19 protein-coding genes are annotated in these 18,638 nt (G+C 58.0%); 17 read left to right on the plus strand and 2 right to left on the minus strand.

From position 1 onward, the window contains the following. The first annotated feature begins 107 nt into the window (after positions 1-107). The 9 genes from ACYZUD_RS28910 to ACYZUD_RS28950 all read left to right on the plus strand — a co-directional run bounded on the left by ACYZUD_RS28910 (position 108) and on the right by ACYZUD_RS28950 (position 8,681). Positions 108-884 (plus strand): ABC transporter substrate-binding protein, encoded by a 777-nt coding sequence (locus ACYZUD_RS28910; protein ID WP_462021251.1) that lies wholly within the window; start codon positions 108-110, stop codon positions 882-884. Positions 885-1,074: 190 nt separating this feature from the next. After that, positions 1,075-1,584 (plus strand): disulfide bond formation protein B, encoded by a 510-nt coding sequence (locus ACYZUD_RS28915; RefSeq protein WP_462021252.1) that lies wholly within the window; start codon positions 1,075-1,077, stop codon positions 1,582-1,584. An 817-nt stretch (positions 1,585-2,401) separates the two neighbouring features. Then, positions 2,402-3,346, plus strand: a complete 945-nt coding sequence (gene cyoA, locus ACYZUD_RS28920; RefSeq protein WP_462021253.1) for a ubiquinol oxidase subunit II — start codon at positions 2,402-2,404, stop codon at positions 3,344-3,346. 3 nt (positions 3,347-3,349) lie between these two features. Then, positions 3,350-5,380 (plus strand): cytochrome o ubiquinol oxidase subunit I, encoded by a 2,031-nt coding sequence (gene cyoB / locus ACYZUD_RS28925; RefSeq protein WP_462021254.1) that lies wholly within the window; start codon positions 3,350-3,352, stop codon positions 5,378-5,380. Positions 5,381-5,383: 3 nt separating this feature from the next. Beyond that, the gene (locus ACYZUD_RS28930; protein WP_462021255.1) at positions 5,384-6,010 is read left to right on the plus strand and encodes a cytochrome o ubiquinol oxidase subunit III; all 627 of its coding nucleotides are present in this window, start codon (positions 5,384-5,386) and stop codon (positions 6,008-6,010) included. Continuing rightward, complete coding sequence (cyoD, locus tag ACYZUD_RS28935) at positions 6,011-6,358, plus strand: cytochrome o ubiquinol oxidase subunit IV (RefSeq protein ID WP_462021256.1); 348 nt, start codon at positions 6,011-6,013, stop codon at positions 6,356-6,358. A gap of 11 nt (positions 6,359-6,369) precedes the next feature. Further along, positions 6,370-7,257, plus strand: coding sequence for a heme o synthase (gene cyoE, locus ACYZUD_RS28940; RefSeq protein WP_462021257.1), 888 nt, complete (start codon positions 6,370-6,372; stop codon positions 7,255-7,257). A 349-nt stretch (positions 7,258-7,606) separates the two neighbouring features. Then, positions 7,607-8,245: a DUF6036 family nucleotidyltransferase gene (locus tag ACYZUD_RS28945; protein ID WP_462021258.1), complete on the plus strand. Its 639-nt coding sequence runs from the start codon at positions 7,607-7,609 to the stop codon at positions 8,243-8,245. Then, complete coding sequence (locus tag ACYZUD_RS28950; protein WP_462021259.1) at positions 8,229-8,681, plus strand: hypothetical protein; 453 nt, start codon at positions 8,229-8,231, stop codon at positions 8,679-8,681. The genes ACYZUD_RS28945 and ACYZUD_RS28950 overlap by 17 nt, the downstream gene beginning before the upstream one ends. A gap of 54 nt (positions 8,682-8,735) precedes the next feature. Here the strand turns inward: ACYZUD_RS28950 and ACYZUD_RS28955 are convergent, their stop codons facing one another. Both ACYZUD_RS28955 and ACYZUD_RS28960 read right to left on the minus strand, forming a co-directional pair. Continuing rightward, positions 8,736-9,014, minus strand: a complete 279-nt coding sequence (locus tag ACYZUD_RS28955) for a DUF3077 domain-containing protein (RefSeq protein WP_462021260.1) — start codon at positions 9,012-9,014, stop codon at positions 8,736-8,738. Positions 9,015-9,577: 563 nt separating this feature from the next. Beyond that, entirely contained in the window at positions 9,578-10,996 is a 1,419-nt protein-coding gene (locus ACYZUD_RS28960) for an aminotransferase-like domain-containing protein (protein ID WP_462021261.1), read from the minus strand. 149 nt (positions 10,997-11,145) lie between these two features. Here ACYZUD_RS28960 and ACYZUD_RS28965 point away from each other — a divergent pair, with 149 nt between their 5' ends. From ACYZUD_RS28965 to ACYZUD_RS29000, 8 genes are all read left to right on the plus strand, one after another. Next, entirely contained in the window at positions 11,146-12,246 is a 1,101-nt protein-coding gene (locus tag ACYZUD_RS28965; RefSeq protein ID WP_462021262.1) for a hypothetical protein, read from the plus strand. Positions 12,247-12,288: 42 nt separating this feature from the next. Then, positions 12,289-13,569 carry an ATP-grasp domain-containing protein gene (locus ACYZUD_RS28970; protein ID WP_462021263.1) on the plus strand — a complete coding sequence of 427 codons (1,281 nt, stop codon included), beginning with the start codon at positions 12,289-12,291 and terminating at the stop codon, positions 13,567-13,569. A 50-nt stretch (positions 13,570-13,619) separates the two neighbouring features. Beyond that, positions 13,620-14,114, plus strand: coding sequence for a RidA family protein (locus tag ACYZUD_RS28975; protein ID WP_462021264.1), 495 nt, complete (start codon positions 13,620-13,622; stop codon positions 14,112-14,114). Positions 14,115-14,198: 84 nt separating this feature from the next. Then, positions 14,199-14,666, plus strand: a complete 468-nt coding sequence (locus ACYZUD_RS28980; protein WP_462021265.1) for a cupin domain-containing protein — start codon at positions 14,199-14,201, stop codon at positions 14,664-14,666. A 223-nt stretch (positions 14,667-14,889) separates the two neighbouring features. Next, the gene (gene yfcF, locus ACYZUD_RS28985) at positions 14,890-15,534 is read left to right on the plus strand and encodes a glutathione transferase (RefSeq protein ID WP_462025128.1); all 645 of its coding nucleotides are present in this window, start codon (positions 14,890-14,892) and stop codon (positions 15,532-15,534) included. A gap of 30 nt (positions 15,535-15,564) precedes the next feature. Further along, a complete protein-coding gene (locus tag ACYZUD_RS28990) occupies positions 15,565-16,905 on the plus strand; it encodes a KamA family radical SAM protein (protein WP_462021266.1) in 1,341 nt (446 codons plus the stop codon). 24 nt (positions 16,906-16,929) lie between these two features. Continuing rightward, positions 16,930-17,802 (plus strand): branched-chain amino acid aminotransferase, encoded by an 873-nt coding sequence (locus ACYZUD_RS28995; protein WP_462021267.1) that lies wholly within the window; start codon positions 16,930-16,932, stop codon positions 17,800-17,802. A gap of 21 nt (positions 17,803-17,823) precedes the next feature. Further along, positions 17,824-18,582 (plus strand): TauD/TfdA family dioxygenase, encoded by a 759-nt coding sequence (locus ACYZUD_RS29000; protein WP_462021268.1) that lies wholly within the window; start codon positions 17,824-17,826, stop codon positions 18,580-18,582. Positions 18,583-18,638: the final 56 nt, after the last annotated feature.

Below are 18,638 nucleotides of genomic sequence, written 5' to 3' on the forward strand. Positions count from 1 at the left end.
ATACATAAAAAGTCCAGTATGGAATTATAAGTACAAAAGAAGGTGTTTCCCCGTTTCAGTTTTTCTTCTGTCTTGCCAAACCAACAACAACCCGCGAGAGAACGAACATGAAGAAATTCCCCCTCATCACCGGTCTGGCTTTGAGCCTGTTGGCGTGCAGCACTCTGTTCGCCGCCGATAAAACCCTGCGCATCGGCATCGAAGCGGCTTATCCACCGTTCGCCTCGAAAACCGACAAAGGCGAAATTGTCGGTTTCGACTATGACATCGGCAATGCCCTGTGCGCGCAGATGCAGGTCAAGTGCGTATGGGTCGAAGGTGAGTTCGATGGTCTGATTCCTTCCCTGAAAGTGAAGAAAATCGACATGGCGCTGTCGTCCATGACCATCAATGAAGACCGTAAGAAGTCGGTGGACTTCACCCACAAGTATTACTTCACCTCATCACGTCTGGTGATGAAGGAAGGCGCAGTAGTGGATGACCAGTACGCCAGCCTCAAGGGCAAGACGGTCGGCGTGCAGCGCGCCACCACCACCGACCGTTACGCCACCGAGGTTTTCGAACCGAAGGGCATCAACGTCAAGCGTTATGGCAACAACGAAGAGATCTACATGGACTTGGCGGCCGGTCGCCTCGACGCCATTTTCGCCGACACCATCCCGCTGAATGACTTCCTGACGATGCCCCGTGGCAAAGGCTATGCGTTTGTCGGGCCGGAACTCAAGGACCCGAAATACGTGGGCGAGGGCGCCGGGATTGCCGTGCGCAAGGGCAACACCGAGTTGGTCAGCCAGCTGAACACGGCCATCGACGGCATCCGCGCCAGTGGCGAATACAAGAAGATTTCAGAGAAGTACTTCAAGTCTGATATCTACGGCGACTGATCGAGCGCCTTCGCGGGCTTTCGCAAGAAAGCCCCACAGCGGCACCGAATCCTGAAAAACGCTTGAAAGTTAATCCCTTCTTAACCGCTTTATCGTTTATTTCCCGAAACCTGATTCATGCTCGCCAGACTCTCAAAGGTCAGGGCCAGCGTGTAGACTTTGGGCAATCGATATTCAGAAGGGAAACGCAATGAGCGAGGAAACGATGCGGTTGGGCCGCGAACGACGCTATCTGGTGTTGCTGGGCATCATCTGCCTGGCGCTGATCGGTGGTGCCCTGTACATGCAAATTGTTCTGGGTGAGGCGCCTTGCCCGCTGTGCATCCTGCAACGTTATGCATTACTGCTGATCGCGCTCTTCGCGTTCATCGGCGCGGCCATGCGCACCCGCCGCAGCATCACGGTATTTGAAACCCTGGTGGTCATCTGCGCCCTTGCAGGCGTCGGGGTAGCCGGGCATCACGTCTACACGCAGTTCTATCCGGCGGTCAGCTGCGGCATTGATGTGCTGCAACCGATTGTCGACGGTTTGCCACTGGCGAAGATCTTCCCGCTGGGCTTCCAGGTCGACGGCTTCTGCTCGACGCCGTACCCGCCGATCCTCGGCCTGTCCCTCGCGCAATGGGCGTTGGTAGCTTTTGTGCTGGTCGTGGTGCTGGTGCCGCTGCTCACTTCACGTAATCGCAAAGCGCTACGCTGAGGCCATTCGCCGCCTCGCTGCGTCACACAAAAAAACGCCCCGGTCCTCGTTGAGAGGGCCGGGGCGTTTTGCATTTCAGGGGGCAGGGAATAAGACCTTGATGCCCGACAAGAATGGGTGCGGCACATGTGCGACATGTTGTCACAGTAGGAGTGTCGCAAGGCATTTCAACGTGGCGAATTGGTGCATGGCTACGCAACAAAATGAGGCTTTTTTAACGTGGCGCGGCATCGGTCTCGACAAACACGAACAGGCAGTTTTAACAGGCGCTGGCGAATGGCCAGAGCCCTTGTGACATAGGGGCTTGGGCCGAGTCGAGGGAGGGCACAGAGCCTTCGATACTGTCTGAACTGGGCGTGGTAGACCTACTATTTTTGGTGTTTTTGTTGAGAATGAATTTCGATAACATGCGGGGCTTTTGCGAAATACGTTATTGATTGTTGCTGGAATGGATAAAAATTATTTCTGGATGAGACATGGTTTATGAATCGCTACGTAACTACAATCGCCCGCACTGAATTCCCGGCACTGCTCATCCCTGAGCAGGAATAGGGCGTCGAGAGGCCGGTTGGCTTCATGCGACTCCCAGGTGTCGGTGCCTTCCAACTATCCGCACCAAATGGAATTGGTCTGTAACAAGGCCTTTGACCACGAATTCGAATAAGAACTCACCGCTAGCCCAGGATTTGTCGAACAGCGTCTGACGCGCGACGGGCAGGCCCTTATTCAATCCAAGAAAAATGCCAACCCTTGGCAGGGTGAAGTGTTGGCGATCAAAACCCAACTGCATTGCGCAAGCTGCTTTAGAGGTCGTGAGATGAGTAAAAACAGGTACCCAAGACTACTAGGCATATTGCCGCTGCTCGGCACGCTGTTGCTGGGAGGCTGCAACATGACCTTGCTCGATCCCAAGGGCCAGGTCGGCCTCGACGAGCGAAACCTGATCATCACCGCAACGCTGCTGATGCTGTTGGTCGTGGTCCCGGTCATCGTCATGACTTTCCTGTTCGCCTGGAAATATCGCGCGTCGAACGCCAACGCGACCTATACCCCGAAATGGAACCACTCCACCAAAATTGAAATCGCGGTGTGGACCGTTCCGATCCTGATCATCATTGCCCTGGGTTACATCACCTACAAGTCGACCCATGCCCTGGACCCGTACCGTCCGCTGGAATCCGACGTCAAGCCGATCACCATTGAAGTGGTCGCCTTGGACTGGAAGTGGTTGTTCATCTACCCGGAACAAGGCATCGCCACCGTCAACAAGATCGTGTTCCCGGCGCACACGCCGATCAACTTCAAGGTGACTTCGGACGCCGTGATGAACTCGTTCTTCATTCCGGCCTTGGGCGGCCAGATCTACGCGATGGCGGGTATGCAGACCAAACTGCACTTGATCGCCAATGAGAACGCTGAAATGGACGGTATCTCCGCCAACTACAGCGGCGCGGGTTTCACCGGCATGAAATTCAAGGCTATCGCAACTTCCCAGGAAGATTTCGACGCCTGGGTAAGTGAAGTCAAAAAGGCACCTAAACAGCTTGAAGAAGCTGAATACGCAGCCCTTTCCAAGCAGAGCCAGAACAACCCAGTCGAGCTCTACTCCTCGGTTACTCCGAACCTGTTCCAGATCATCGTCGACAAGTACGAAGGCATGAAACCGGGTCCGAAGGTCAAGCACGAGAAGAAAGAGAAAGAAGTGGCCGCTACGCAAGGAATGGACATGAACTCGCATTCAGCTGCCGGGGCAGAGGAGTAAACGATGTTTGGTAAATTAAGTTGGGAAGCGGTCCCGTTCCACGAACCGATCGTGATGATAACCATCGCCATGATCGCGCTCGGCGGCCTGGCGCTGTTCGCTGCAATCACCTATTTCAAGAAGTGGACCTACCTGTGGACCGAGTGGCTGACCTCGGTTGACCACAAGAAAATCGGCGTGATGTACATCATCGTCGCCATGGTCATGCTGCTGCGCGGTTTTGCCGACGCCATCATGATGCGTACCCAGTTGGCCATGGCCACCGAGGGTTCGCCTGGCTACCTGCCACCTGAACACTATGACCAGATCTTCACCGCCCACGGTGTGATCATGATCATCTTCATGGCGATGCCATTCTTCACCGGCCTGATGAACCTTGCAGTGCCGCTGCAGATCGGCGCGCGTGACGTTGCCTACCCGTTCCTGAACTCCCTGAGCTTCTGGCTGCTGGTGTCTGGTGTGGTGCTGATCAACCTGTCCCTGGGCGTTGGCGAATTCGCCAAGACCGGCTGGGTTGCCTATCCACCACTGTCGGGCCTGCAATACAGCCCGGGCGTGGGGATGGATTACTACATCTGGGCGCTACAGCTCTCCGGACTCGGTACGACGCTGACGGGGGTCAACTTCCTGGCCACCGTGCTGAAAATGCGTACCCCGGGCATGAAGCTGATGGACATGCCGATCTTCACCTGGACCTGCACCTGGGCCAACGTCCTGATCGTGGCTTCGTTCCCGATCCTGACCGCTACCCTGGCACTGCTGACGCTTGACCGTTACATGGATTTCCACATTTTCACCAATGAACTTGGTGGCAATCCGATGATGTACGTCAACCTGTTCTGGGCCTGGGGTCACCCTGAGGTTTACATCCTGATCCTGCCGGCGTTCGGCATTTTCTCGGAAGTCATCTCGGCGTTCACCGGCAAGAAACTGTTCGGCCACCACTCGATGATCTACGCCAGTGGCGCGATCTCGGTCCTGGGCTTCATGGTCTGGCTGCACCACTTCTTCACCATGGGTTCGGGTGCCAGCGTCAACGCCTTCTTCGGTCTGGCGACGATGCTGATTTCGATCCCGACGGGGGTGAAGCTATTCAACTGGCTGTTCACCATCTACCAGGGCCGTCTGCGGTTCACCAGCCAGGTGCTCTGGACCCTGGGCTTCATGGTGACCTTCGCCATCGGCGGCATGACCGGCGTACTGCTGGCCATTCCGGGTGCGGACTTCGTCCTGCACAACAGCCTGTTCGTGATCGCGCACTTCCACAACGTGATCATCGGCGGCGCGGTATTCGGTTACATCGCCGGCTTCGGCTTCTACTTCCCGAAAGCGTTCGGCTTCAAGCTGCACGAAGGCTGGGGCAAGGCAGCGTTCTGGTTCTGGATCTCGGGCTTCTTCGTCGCGTTCATGCCGCTCTATGCACTGGGCTTCATGGGCATGACCCGTCGTCTGAACGCCACCACCAACCCTGAGTGGGTGCCGTACCTGTACGTCGCCATGTTCGGTGCGGTGATGATCGCCGTCGGTATCGCCTGCCAGCTGATCCAGCTCTACGTCAGCGTGCGTGACCGCAACAAGCCAGAAAACATGTGCGAACACGGCGACCCGTGGAATGGCCACACTCTGGAGTGGTCGACCTCGTCGCCACCACCGTTCTACAACTTCGCCGTGCTGCCGAAAGCCGAAGTCATCGACCCGTTCACCGAAGCCAAGGAAAACGGTACCGCGTACCAGGCTCCGGCCCGTTACGAGCCGATCCACATGCCAAACAACACCGCGACCGGTGTGGTCATGGGGGCTCTGCTGACCGTGTTCGGTTTCGCGATGATCTGGCACATCTGGTGGCTGGCCATCGTCGGTCTGGCTGGCACCGTGGTGTATTTCGCCATCCATGCTGCCCGTGACGATCAAGGCTACATGGTGCCGGTGGATGTCATCGAGCGCATCGAAGCCGAGCAGCACAAACGTCTGGTAGCGGCCGGGAAAGTTCCAGCCACCGCCACCCGTGTTGAAACCTCGTTGGAACAGGCTTAAACCATGTCGAACTTAGTGACCAATGCTGGACACACCCATGTCGATGGACATGGGCACGATGACCATCACCACGACTCGGGCGAGATGACCGTATTCGGTTTCTGGCTCTACCTGATGACCGACTGCATTCTGTTTGCGTCGATCTTCGCGGTGTACGCGGTACTGGTTAACAACGTAGCGGGTGGCCCGTCGGGCCACGACATCTTCGAACTGCCATACGTACTGGGCGAAACCGCTCTGCTGCTGTTCAGCTCGATCACCTACGGCTTCGCCATGCTGGCGTTGTTCAAGGGCAACAAGAAAGCTGTACTGGGCTGGCTGGGCATGACCTTCCTGTTCGGCGCCGGCTTCATCGGCATGGAAATCAACGAGTTCCACGTACTGATTTCCGAAGGCTTCGGCCCTAGCCGCTCAGGCTTCCTGTCCGGGTTCTTCACCCTGGTCGGCACCCACGGTCTGCACGTGACCAGCGGTCTGATCTGGATGGCGATCATGATGTATCAGGTGCAGAAAAACGGCCTGACGGCGACCAACAAGACCCGTCTGAGCTGCCTGAGCCTGTTCTGGCACTTCCTGGACGTGGTGTGGATCTGCGTATTCACCGTTGTTTATCTGATGGGGACTATGTAAATGGCTAACGCAGCTCACTCACACAATGGCCACGATAGCCACGACGCCAGCCACGGCAGCGTCAAGTCTTACGCTATCGGCTTCATCCTGTCGGTGATCCTGACCGTCATTCCTTTCGGCCTGGTGATGTACCCGTCGCTGCCGAAAGCCCTGACCCTGTGGATCGTACTGGCCTTCGCAGTAGTCCAGGTGCTGGTGCACCTGGTGTACTTCCTCCACCTGGACCGCTCCGCCGCCCAGCGTAACAACGTGATCGCGTTTGTCTTCGCTGCACTGGTAATTGTTCTGTTGGTAGGCCTGTCGCTGTGGATCATGTTCAGCATCCACACCAACATGATGGCGCACTGAGGTAAGTCTGGATGTCCTTGAAGCACTTTATCCAAATCACCAAACCGGGGATCATTTTCGGTAACGTGCTTTCAGTGGCAGGCGGATTTTTCCTGGCCTCCAAAGGGCATGTCGATCTGGCCATTTTCCTGGCTGCGATGATCGGCACGTCCCTGGTGGTGGCTTCCGGTTGCGTGTTCAACAACTGCATCGACCGCGACATCGACTTGAAGATGGAACGCACCAAGAACCGAGCGCTGGTCCAGGGCTTGATCTCCCTGAAACTGGCCCTGGCTTTTGCGACCGTCCTTGGTGTTCTCGGCGTTGCACTGTTGTACAAGGTGGCCAACCCGTTGGCCGCTTTGTTTGCCGTTATCGGTTTCGTCATCTACGTCGGTTTCTACAGCCTGTACCTCAAGCGCAAGTCGGTTCACGGCACGCTGGTGGGCAGCCTGTCGGGGGCGATGCCACCGGTGATTGGCTATGTGGCTGTGACGAACAGCTTCGACATGGCTGCGCTGACGCTGCTGGTGATGTTCAGCCTGTGGCAGATGCCGCATTCCTACGCCATCGCGATCTTCCGCTTCAACGATTACCTGGCCGCATCGATTCCGGTGCTGCCGGTGAAGCGCGGGATTCAAGTGGCGAAGAAGCACATCCTGATTTACATCCTGGCGTTCCTCGTCGCGACCCTGATGCTGACCTTCAGCGGCTACGCCGGCATGAGCTACCTCGCCGTCGCCGCGGCCATGGGCATGTACTGGCTGTACATGGCCTGGACCGGCTACAAGGCAGTGGATGATACGGTCTGGGCACGCAAGCTGTTCGTGTTCTCGATCTTCACCATTACCGCGTTGAGCGTGATGATGTCGCTGGATTTCAAGGTGCCGAGTGAGTTGTTGCTGACTTACGCGCCTTAAGATTTGGATGCTGCAAAGAAAAGCCCCGCCTTCGAGAGGAGAGCGGGGCTTTTTATTGGGTGAATTTTGGTGAGCCGGGTCGTCCCATTCGCGAGCAGGCTCGCTCCCCCCCACACTGGCTTGCGGTTGCCGCCGATGTTGAGCACGGCAAAGAACCCTGTGGGGGCGAGCTTGCTCGCGATGGTGGTCTGACAGACGACAACGATCGATCGGTAAAACTGCAGAAAATTCCCACACAGCTTTCAGGTTGTCGGTCGGAAGTCGCCTCTCTAACTTCGGGGCGTGCGCAATTCAGCGGCAGAAATATTCGCGCGCCGCGGCACGCTCCAAGAATATTAGAGGACCGACAATGGCAGAGCAGGACGCGATTACCGCGAGCGTTAATACGAGCAAAGCATTGGGCCAAGCTTTGATTTCGATGTTCAAATCCCTCGAAGCGGAACTGGTACTCGAGAGCGCAGAGCCCGGGGCAGTCAAAATTATCGTGTTTGGTGGTTGTGCGGTTCACCTGTATACAAATCATCGTTTTTCGACAGACGTCGACGCAGAGATTTACGAGGCAAATGTGCCTGAAGCGCTTCACCTTCAAACCATGCTTGCGCAGATACCCGAGCAATTTGTAGATGAGCAGTCAGGTCGGCTAATGGAGCTGAACTATGACCTCCAATACAACACCAGCTTCGGCCCCATTCACGAGGATTATTGGGATCGCAGCATTCCGCTCGCGGAGTTTCCGATTGAATCCCCTCTGTACGTGCACATTGCCGCACTGATCGATATTGCGATTTCAAAATTGGGCAGAGCGACCGAGCAGGACATCAGCGATATCATGGCGCTTCTGCGGAGCGGCTTCATACTGAGTGCCGATTTCCATCGGCTGGCATTGCAGGCAATTGATGTATATGTTGGGAACCAAGAGCCTCCAACCTCGGTTCTAACTCAAATTCTGGAAGATTACCTGGAGAGTAGGGATGAAGAGTCCCGTTGATGGCCACGTCCTCTCATCGGCCTTGGACACACTGGTCAAGAATCCATTAAATCAAGCAGATGACGCTGCGCTGGTGAACGCCGCCAAAGCGGTCTGGTATTCCAGTTCGAATCTTGAGAGTGAAGTTACGGCCTTTCTGAATTGCCATACTGACGAGGTAGAGCTTCGACGCGCTGGCTACTTGCTTGAGCGGTTCACTCGTTTTGCGTGCGTATCCGATAGCCGCGTTTCGGAAGCCCTCAATGCTCTTGAGCTTTTTGCGCATTCGACTTCCAGTGAAGAGGTCACGCCACAAGCTGTCACACCGTTGCGCCGACGTCGCGATGAGCTTGCCGTCTCTTGGGGATTGAGTGAAGGTCTTGGGCTGAAGGCTCAGATTCTGATGCCTTACCAGACAAGGCACTATGAGGCAGAGCAGCGCGCGATGTTTTCCTGAACTAATGGACTTCTGAAAAGCCCCGCATTCAAAAGAATTGCGGGGCTTTTTCATTCACACGCGGTTGTTACACGGTGCGTCGAGCACCTTCGCCACGTCATCGATGATTGCCTTGCTCATATCCTGCAGAAAATGCGACGCCCAGGCATGCCGGTCACTATCGCGAATCATGGCGGCGTCTGAGGCAAGTAGTTTGGCGATATGGAGCAGGTCGGACGCGTGGTGTAGCGCCTGGATTATCGGGACGCCATGGTTGATGCGGAACAGCGGTTGGTTGGCGTGGTAAGAGAAGGGGGTGAGGCCGATGGTTTCCAGGTCTTGAGGGTTGGTCATTGAGCACCTCCGATTTTTGGGCGGTGGTGGGTGGTGACCGATAAAGCAGAGATGCAAATTTTGGACGGAACGATGGCGGGCATTAGCAAAAACTCCTGAATCAAAGTTAGAGCTACCACGTTCGTTCTCAGGCGAATGGGTGGCAGCTGTACGCGGGCTGAGAAACCGGAGATACAGGAACCCGGCAGACCCGGAGGTCTCCCACGCACAGCCGCCATTACACGGAAATGCGGGCACAAAAAAGCGCCGGCAATCGTGATTTGGGGCGCGTGTGCGCCTGTATCTTACTTGGGTTCTCAGGCCCGGTCGCTGAATTGGCAGCGACGGGTCGAAGTTAGCGTGCGGGAGGCGGGGATCACAATCGTAGCGATCTGGTGGCGGTGGATGTCATGCGGCCAGCAAACGCTTCGCCGGACGCGATCCCTGTGGCGAGGGAGCTTGCTCCCGCTCGGCTGAACAGCAGTCGCAAAAGCCTGTAAATACGGAGTATTGGAAGAAGTGCAGGGGAGCGCTTCGCACTCCAGCGGGAGCAAGATCCCTCGCCACAGGGGATGGTGGGGCGGTTACTTTTTGTAATTGTCGAGCAACCGCAAGAACCGCTCCCGCACCTGAACGTTATCGCTGTGCGCCACGTTGAACCGCAGGAAGTGACTGGCATCCGGCGCTTTGCTGAGCAGGGTGCCGGGCGCGAGCACAAGGTCGATGTCCAGACCTTTCCTCGCCAGCGTTTCGGCATGATGCCCTTCGGGCAATCGCGTCCAGATAAACAACCCTTCATGGGGCAGCGATGACATTGTGCAACCGGCCTCCACCAGCCACCTTGTCACCCGACTGCTCGACTCGTAAAGCCTATCCACCGTGCGCCGGGTATGTTTGGCGTAGCTGCCATCGCTGAGCATTGTGCAGATAATCTGCTCCGCCAGTTCCGAGGTCATGCCACCGGCGGCCATTTTGAGCGCAACCAGCCGCGCGGCCAGTTGCGGTGAAAGCACCGCATAGCTGACGCGGCTGTTAGCCGTCAGGGTCTTGGAGAAACCGGACACATAACTGACGTTGTCCAGCCCGCCCGCTGCCAGACGTGGAGTGCTTCGTTGCTGCAAGTCGCAATACAAGTCGTCTTCGACGATGTGGAAACCATAGCGGTGGCTCAGCTCCAGCAAGCGATAAACCTGCGCCGGGGAGAACGAATGCCCGGTCGGGTTGTGCAGGGTGCTGTTGGTCATGTAGAGAACGGGACGATGGGTAATCAGCAACTGCTCGAGGGCCTCCAGGTCCATGCCGTCACTGCCCCGGTGGATGGTGATGACCTTGGCACCATGCAAGGCCAGATTGGTGTGCATGGTGAAGTAACACGGATCGTCGAGCAGCACCGTGTCGCCGGGTTTGACCAGCAGGCGCATCAGCATGTCGATGGCTTGCACGGTGTTGGCCGTGGTGATGATCTGGTCCACCGGCACTTCGATGCCGAAGGCCGACAGCTTGACCCGCAACGCCTCGCGCAGCGGCAGGTAACCGGCAGCGACGCCGTATTCGCCCATGCGCAGGGAGGTTGCGCGCAGGGTGCCGCGCACGGCTTTAAGCAACTCTTCCGCCGGCAGCCACGAGGAAGGCAGGAAACCGGCACCAGGGCGCAGCGCGCCATTGTCCAGCAGCACCGCGCGGCGGACCACGCTGAGCGTGTCTTGAGGTTGCAGGTCCGGGCCGGCATCGGTCTGGATCGTGCTAGTGGAACGGTGCACGTAATGCCCCGACCCCTGGCGTGAAACCACCAGGCCCTTGGCCCGCAAGCGGTCCAGGGCATCAACCACCGTGGACTTGCCCACGTTCATCAACTCGGAGAGTTCGCGAATCGGCGGCAATCTGGAGCCGTGGGGCAGGCCGCCCTGACTGATCGCCACCGACAATTGATCGACGATCTGCTGAACCAGCGGCATGCCGGACTGGAACTGGATGGCGGCGATCACTGCGCGCTGAACCTGCATTTTACTGGTCTCTCCGGCAGTAAAGTTCGTTTGATTCTATACGAACTTGCTCTGATGAAAACAAGCGTCTCTCTCTACCATCACCTTACAGACTTTCCTGATTGTCGGCGCCTGTGGTCCCGGTAATCGCTTGGTTCCAGAGGTGTTACATGAGTGTTGAAACAACGGTCGCCATCGCCAAACCGGTGATTAACGTTCGCTTGTTCCTGATCCGGATCATCACCGCCGTGTCGCTGTTTGCGGTGCTGGGCAAGGCCAACGTCTGGCTCGACACTGCCACCAACAGCATTCTTGCCCTCGGTTATCGGGCCTTGTTGCTGCTGTTGCCGTTGACCTTGCTGATGCTGGGCCGCCGTTCCCTGAGCGTCACGCTGTTGTGCGCCGCCCTCGGGCTGGTGCTGCTGGCGGTCACCAGCAACCAGGGCATGGTGATGTTTGCCGCCGCGTTGTTTGCCTATGGCATTGCCATCGCCGGTTACCTGATCAAGAGCGAGGCGGCCCAGACCAAAGAGGGTGCGGCCTACAACCGGGTGGCGATGAACATGGGCAGCCTGCTGGCGGGGTTGATCCTGCTCTCGCCATTGTTGACCCCAACCATGTTTTTCCTCGGTGCCGCAAGCTTCGTGCTGCTGTGCCTGCCGATCGCCATGGGCGCAACGTTCACCACGCAACCGGTGGTTGCCCGCCCGGCGACCCAGGACGGCAGCGGCTGGCGCAACAAACTGCCCTGGGTGATCGCCGGCATCATCATGGGGATCAAACTGTTTGGCGTGTTCTCGATCCTGCCGCAAGCCATCCTGCTGGAAACCGGTGAATTACCCGCCTGGTATGGCCTGATGCTGATCCTCAACAGCGCGGTGGTGGTGTTCGCTCAGGTACCGGTGATGAAACTGATCGAACGTACCGGGCGCTTCAAGGTGGTCGCCGTGATCGGGATCATTGTCGGTGGCTTTGCGGTGCTCTCGTCTCCGGCCGCGTTTCACGTCGAGACCCTCGTCGGCGCGCTGATCTGGGTGGCGCTGCTGTCCATCGCCGAGTGCGCGTTCAGCTACCTCGACTACTTCTCGGTCAAGCAGAACAACATGTTCGTCAAGGAAGTGTCCCTGGGCGTTGGCGCCGGGCTGACGGTGCTGATCATGCGAGTCGTGCCTGCGCCCTACAACGCCTTGGTGCTGGCCGCCATCGGCGCGGGCGGGATTCTGGCCTGGTACTGGCTCAACCGTAAATCCAACGCGTCGCTGCACGACTGAGTCATCGCGTTTTCGTTTTTTTTTTCACAGGTCGGGTGCTTCATGAATACGACATCTTGCGTAGTGGTGGTCGGGTACAACGGCAATCGTGTCAACGATATCCAGAAGCTGCGCGACCTCTGTAGAACCCTCTACAACGCCCGGTTGATCCTGCTGGTCGAGCAGATTCAACCCGATGACGAACAGGTGGCGGACCACGTCTGCACCACCTCGATGGCGGCGCAGGACATCGCCGATTCCGTTGAACTGGTGGTGGGCTGCCTCAGCGCCGATAGCTGGAAGTTGATCGGCGTTCTGCCCTTTTCCGACCGTGGTGTGCTGCTCGGCGCCGCGCTGGCCACTCATTTCGGCCTCCCAGGCATTACCCCCGGTGAGGCGCACGCGGGGCTGGATAAACAGATTTTCCGCAAGCTGGAAGCGGCTGCCGGCAATTCGCCGGAAGACTACCGTCCGGTGTTTTCCGCACGCGTCGAGAGCCTGGGCGAGCTGCGCCAGCGGGTTGTCGAGCTCGGTGGTCGAGCCTTCATCAAACCTGCCTGTGAGGGCGCGAGCAGAGGCTGCCGCGTTATCCATCATCCCTCCGAATGCGACGAGGCGTGGCAGGCACTCAAGCCGTATCGTGAAGGCGGCATTGTCCTCGAAGAACTGATCCAGAACGCCCGGGAATACAGCTGGGATTACGTCGCCGGCAGCACCTGGGTTACCGAGAAAACCACCACTGAAGGCGCCTATCGCGCGGAAATCCAGCAAGTGGTGCCGGCCCCGTTGCCAGCGGACGTGCAGGCTCGACTGGCGGCTGCCGGCCGGCACATGTCCGGGTTGGTCTCGCTGGATAACGGCGCTTATCACAACGAGGTTTTCCTGCGCAGCGACGGCCTGACCTCGGCGGTGGAAACCAACATGCGCCCCGGCGGCATGCACATCTGGGACCTGGCCCGTCTGGCGTTCGTCGATTTCGATCCGTGGGAGCGCTGGGTCAGGTGGGCGGTGGAGGGCAAGACCGATCATCACGATCCCGTCGCCCGGGGTTATTGCGGCATTCGCCTGCTCCGGGCACCGGCCGGCGGCCTTTTGCGGTACCTGCCGGACATCGAGTCCCTGGCCCGGGAACTGAACATCAACCTGGTGGAAGCGGTGTACGCCAAGCGCCTCAGTGATTCGGTCACGGCACTGGTGAAAGACAACACCTCGTTCATCGGCCACATCGTGCTGTTCAACGAGGACTACGGGCAGCTCAGCGACAACCTGCTGCGACTGGCAGACGCGATCGAGTCACGCGTCGAGGTGACCTGTCTGGTCCCGTCGTCGAGGGCTTTTGGCTGAGTCGCTGGGGTCTGTGATTTTTGCATTATTGATTCAGAGAGGGTGGGTAAATGATTGAGCAAAAGAGCTGTGATGAGCGTTTCATCGACCTGGCAAAAGAGCTGGGTTATGACATCTACGGCGAGAACACCGCCGGCGGCCATTACGCCCCGCTGGTTCGGCATCACGATGAACTCTATATCAGTGGCTTGGTGCCGCGCATGAACGGAAAAATCCAGTACCCCGGCAGAGTCGGGCTGGAACTCAGCCTCACGGATGCCCAATCGGCCGCCAGTATCAGCGCGATGCGCGGGCTGGCGCTGATCGTGGATGCCATCGGTTCGCTGGATAAAATCAAGTCACTGATCCGGATCACGGTCTACGTGAAGTCCACGGCGGACTTTGTCGATCTCAGCGAAGTGGCCAACGGTGCGTCGGATGTCTTCAGCCATGTCCTGGGGGATGCCGGTAAACATACGCGAACGACCGTGGGCGTTTATCAATTGCCGAAAAATGCCGCGATAGAAGTTGACATGATCGCCGCGCTGAGACCGTCAGCGTTATAAGTGTTAGTTGTTCGGCTTTACAGTACTGGATTGTTGGCCTAAGGTTCGCTCATTCAAGTCGACAAGATAAGTTGGAACTCGCGGATGAATAACGTTCAAGGTGCGTTTTTTCCCTATCAGGACTTTCGCCAGAGTTTGCACCAGCCGCCGGTCAGTGCACGGGTGTGGAAAGCGGGTGAACTTAACGATATGCGTAAAAACCTTGAGGCCACCGATATCGATATTGTCGCGCTGGCCCACGACAACAGCATCGAAGGTTGCAAGTTGACGCCAGGGATGGCGGTGTCCATGCAATGGTTGAAACCGGGCTCGGCGCTCAATGGCCATGCCCATTCGTGGTGGCACCTGTTCATCATTCAGTCCGGCAGCGGCACGTTGACCCTGGGCGATGCCGATGAAGTGAGCGTCTGCCCCGGCGACGTGTTGCTGGTGCCGGCCTGGACCCGGCACGGTTTCGTCAACACCAGCGCCACTGAGCCGCTGGCCATGCTGAACATGAGCAACATGCCGCAAATGGCGCTGCTCTCCCATGCCGCTACCGCCGTGACCTGATCACCCGCCAGCTGTAATCCCGCGCTGCACACCAGGGAGTCCGCGTTCGCTGACTCCCTTTTTCTTTTCTGTCATTCCCTCTCGAACCCTCCTGGCGATTTGCTTTTTTGAACTTCTGTATCGATAGAAACAAATAATTTCTGTATCTGTTCAGCGCTTAATCAACTTACTACGATCGCTTCCAATGCAACGGATTAATGTGGTTAATGCAAGGGAGCGTTCTATGGAAAGTACGAAGCTTAAACTGTATGTTGGCGCGGATTTTGTCAGTGCTTTTGCAATGTCGGCATTTGTGGCGCTTAAGGAGAAACAACTTTCATTTGAACTTGTTACGCTGGATTTGAAATCGCGTGAGAACTATCAAGCGAGTTATCGTGATGTATCGCTGACCTGCAAGATCCCCACGCTGGTTCACCAGGGTTTTGCACTGTCGGAATCTTCGGCCATTGCCGAATACCTGGAGGAAGTGGCGCCAGGGCATACAAAACTATTCCCGCTGGACATCAAGCAACGCGCCCGCGCTCGTCAACTCCAGGCCTGGCTGCGCAGTGATTTGCTGGTGATTCGCAAAGAGCGTCCGGCCGATCTCATTTACTTCGGCAAAAAAGATACCCCGCTGTCCGACGACGCCCTGGCCGCCGCAGGAAGACTGTTCTTTGTGGCCGATCGGTTGCTGGAGGAGGGCGCGGATCACCTGTTCGGTGACTGGAGCATTGCCGACACCGACCTGGCGATCATGCTCAACCGACTGGTCGCCAATGGTGATCAGGTTCCCGCGCGGCTGGAGGCCTATGTCCGTCGGCAATGGGATCTCGACAGCGTTCGGGCATGGATGGACATAGAGCGCGTAGCGCCGGCCGTTCAGTAACCATCCCAGGCAATCACCAGGAGCGTTGCCATGCAGGGAATGTCGGAGCAGGAAAGATACAAACCCTATAACTCACGCACCATCCGCGAGACGCCGTACTGGCAGAAACTGACGCCGGCATTGCAGGAAGCCATGACCGTGGTCGCCCGGGTCATGCCGTTTCGCACCAATGAATACGTCCTGAGCACGCTGATCGACTGGAGCAACATCCCGGACGATCCGATCTTCCGCATGACCTTTCCCCACAAGGACATGCTGTTGCCGGACGAGTACGCGTCGCTCAAGCAATTGATCGAGTTGGATGACGCCGTGGCCATCAAACGCAGGATCGAGGCGATCTGGCTGCGCATGAACCCGCACCCGGCCGGGCAGCTGACACACAACGGCGTGACCCTCGACGGAAAAGTCCTGTCGGGCATTCAGCACAAGTATCGCGAAACCGTGCTGTTTTTCCCCGGCGCCGGTCAGACCTGTCACGCCTACTGCACGTTCTGTTTCCGCTGGGCGCAGTTTATCGGCGAGGAAGAACTCAAGTTCAACGCGCGTGAATCCCAGGAGCTGGTGAATTACTTGCGGGTGCACCCCGAAGTCACCGACGTGCTGATCACCGGTGGTGATCCGATGATCATGAACACCCGTTCGCTGGCCGGTTACATCGAGCCGCTGCTGGAGCTGCCACACCTCAAAAGCATCCGCATCGGCACCAAGTCCGTGGCGTATTGGCCGCAACGGTTTGTCAGTGACAAGGACGCGCCCGAGCTGCTCGAACTGTTTAAACGGATCGTCGCAGCGGGGAAAAACCTGTCGGTCATGGGGCACTACAACCACCCGGTGGAGATCCACCAGGACATCGCCCGTCAGGCCATCGAGCGCATTCGTTCCACCGGGGCGACCTTGCGCATGCAGGCACCGGTGATTCGGCACATCAACGAAAACCCCGCTGATTGGGCCGCGCTCTGGACCGAAGGCGTACGACTCGGGGCGGTGCCTTATTACATGTTTGTGGAGCGCGATACCGGGCCCAGTCATTACTTCGCGATGCCGCTGGCCCGGGCGTTCGATATTTTTCAGGCGGCTTACCGCACGGTGTCCGGGTTGGCGCGCACGGTGCGCGGGCCATCCATGAGCACCTTCTACGGCAAGGTGCTGATCAACGGCATCGAAACCGTCGCCGGGGAAAAAGTCTTCGTGCTGCAGTTCCTCCAGGCCCGTGACCCGCAATGGGTGTTGCGCACGTTTTATGCGCGATTCGATCCGCAAGCGACCTGGTTCGATGAGTTGCGGCCGGCGTTCGGCGAGCGCTTGTTCTTCTTTCAGCCCGAACCTGTGGCTGCGCCTGAATTGATACCGGTCCTGCTCGAAACGGCGTAGGACGATTCATTAGGAGATAGGGATATGAGTGGCATTCCGTTTGATCAGCGAGAAGGTTTCATCTGGCTCGACGGCGAGTTCGTCGAGTGGTCCCAGGCCCGGCTGCATGTGCTGACCCACGGTCTGCACTACGCGAGCACGGTGTATGAAGGGGAGCGGGTCTATAACGGCAAGATCTTCAAGCTGCGTGAGCACAGCGAGCGGCTGTATCGCTCGGCGCAGTTGATGGACTTTGCCATCCCCTATGCGCTCGCCGAACTGGAGGCGGCCAGCCATGAACTGCTGCAACGCAACAATGTAGTCGACGGCTATCTGCGGCCGGTGGCCTGGCGTGGCAGTGAAATGATTTCTACCTCGGCCCGCTTCAACAGCGTCCATGTGGCGATCGCCTGCTGGCAATGGCCCAGCTATTTCGACCCGGCAGGGCACATGGCCGGCATTCGTTTGAAGACCGCCGAGTGGCGTCGTCCGCCACCGAGCAGCAGCCCCTTCGAAGCCAAGGCGTCCGGGCATTATCAGATCGCCACACTGAGCAAGCACGATGCCGAGAACAGCGGTTACCACGATGCCTTGATGCTCGATTGGCGCGGCAACGTCGCCGAAGCCACCAGCGCCAATGTGTTCTTCGTCAAAGGCCGGACGCTGCACACCCCGGTGCCCGATTGCTTCCTCAACGGCATCACCCGCCAGACTGTCATCGAACTGGCCAGGGCGCTGGATTACCAGGTGGTGGAGCGAACCATTGTTCCTACGGAGCTTGGCGACTTCGACGAGTGTTTTCTCACCGGCACCGCCGCCGAAATCACGCCCGTGCAGAGCATCGATCACCAGCGCTATCGACCGGGCCGCGCCTGCAGCGAATTCATTACCGCCTACACCTCAACCGTCAACGCCTGATAAACAGCCAGGAACTTCACCATGTCAGATCAAGGGATTGTTGCGTCTAAACCTTACGTTGCACTGGGCCACCGCCATGAAGAATTGTCGGCGCGAGGCTGGACAGTGCTGACGCCGGACGAGTTCGCTGACGATGTGCTCGGCACGCTGCATGAGTTCGGCCCGGTCCTTCCGCAATTCAACGGGCAGACCGCTTTCGCCATCACCCGCAAGCCGGGGTACGAAGACTTGCCGTACTCCCAGAGCATGAACGGCATCGGCCCGCACACCGAAGCGCCGGTGTACGGACCGCCGCCGCGCTACCTGGCGTTGCATTGTCATCAACAGGCCACGTGCGGTGGCGGGCACACAGGGTTGGTGGACGGTTATGAATTCCTGGCGTTCCTCGAACGCACCGAGCCCGAGTTGCGTGAATGGATCGACGACACCCCCGTGGAGTTCGTCGCCACCGCCAAACCGGGTGAGGCGGCGCAAACCCGGGTCAAGGAGTACATCCTGACGCCTACAGAGGACGGGGACATTTTCCGCTTCAGCTACAACCAGTTTCACTACGGCGACGTGAATCCTTCCAAGGAGGCCCTGCTTCTTTCCCAGGTCGCCAACAGCGCGTCGCCACTGGCCAGGTTTGCCGTCCTGGGCGAGGCGTACTTCGTGCAGCACAACACCCCGGTGCTGATTCCCGACGGGTGCATGCTGATTTGGGACAACTGGCGAATGATCCACGCCCGCAGTCGTTACACTGACCCGGCGCGAAACCTGACCCGCTACTGGCTGGCCTGATTCATCCGTCGCCCACTCTTCCATTGGCGTACCCCATGGCGGGTACGCGCCCTACA

This window comes from Pseudomonas sp. XS1P51, from assembly GCF_054897845.1.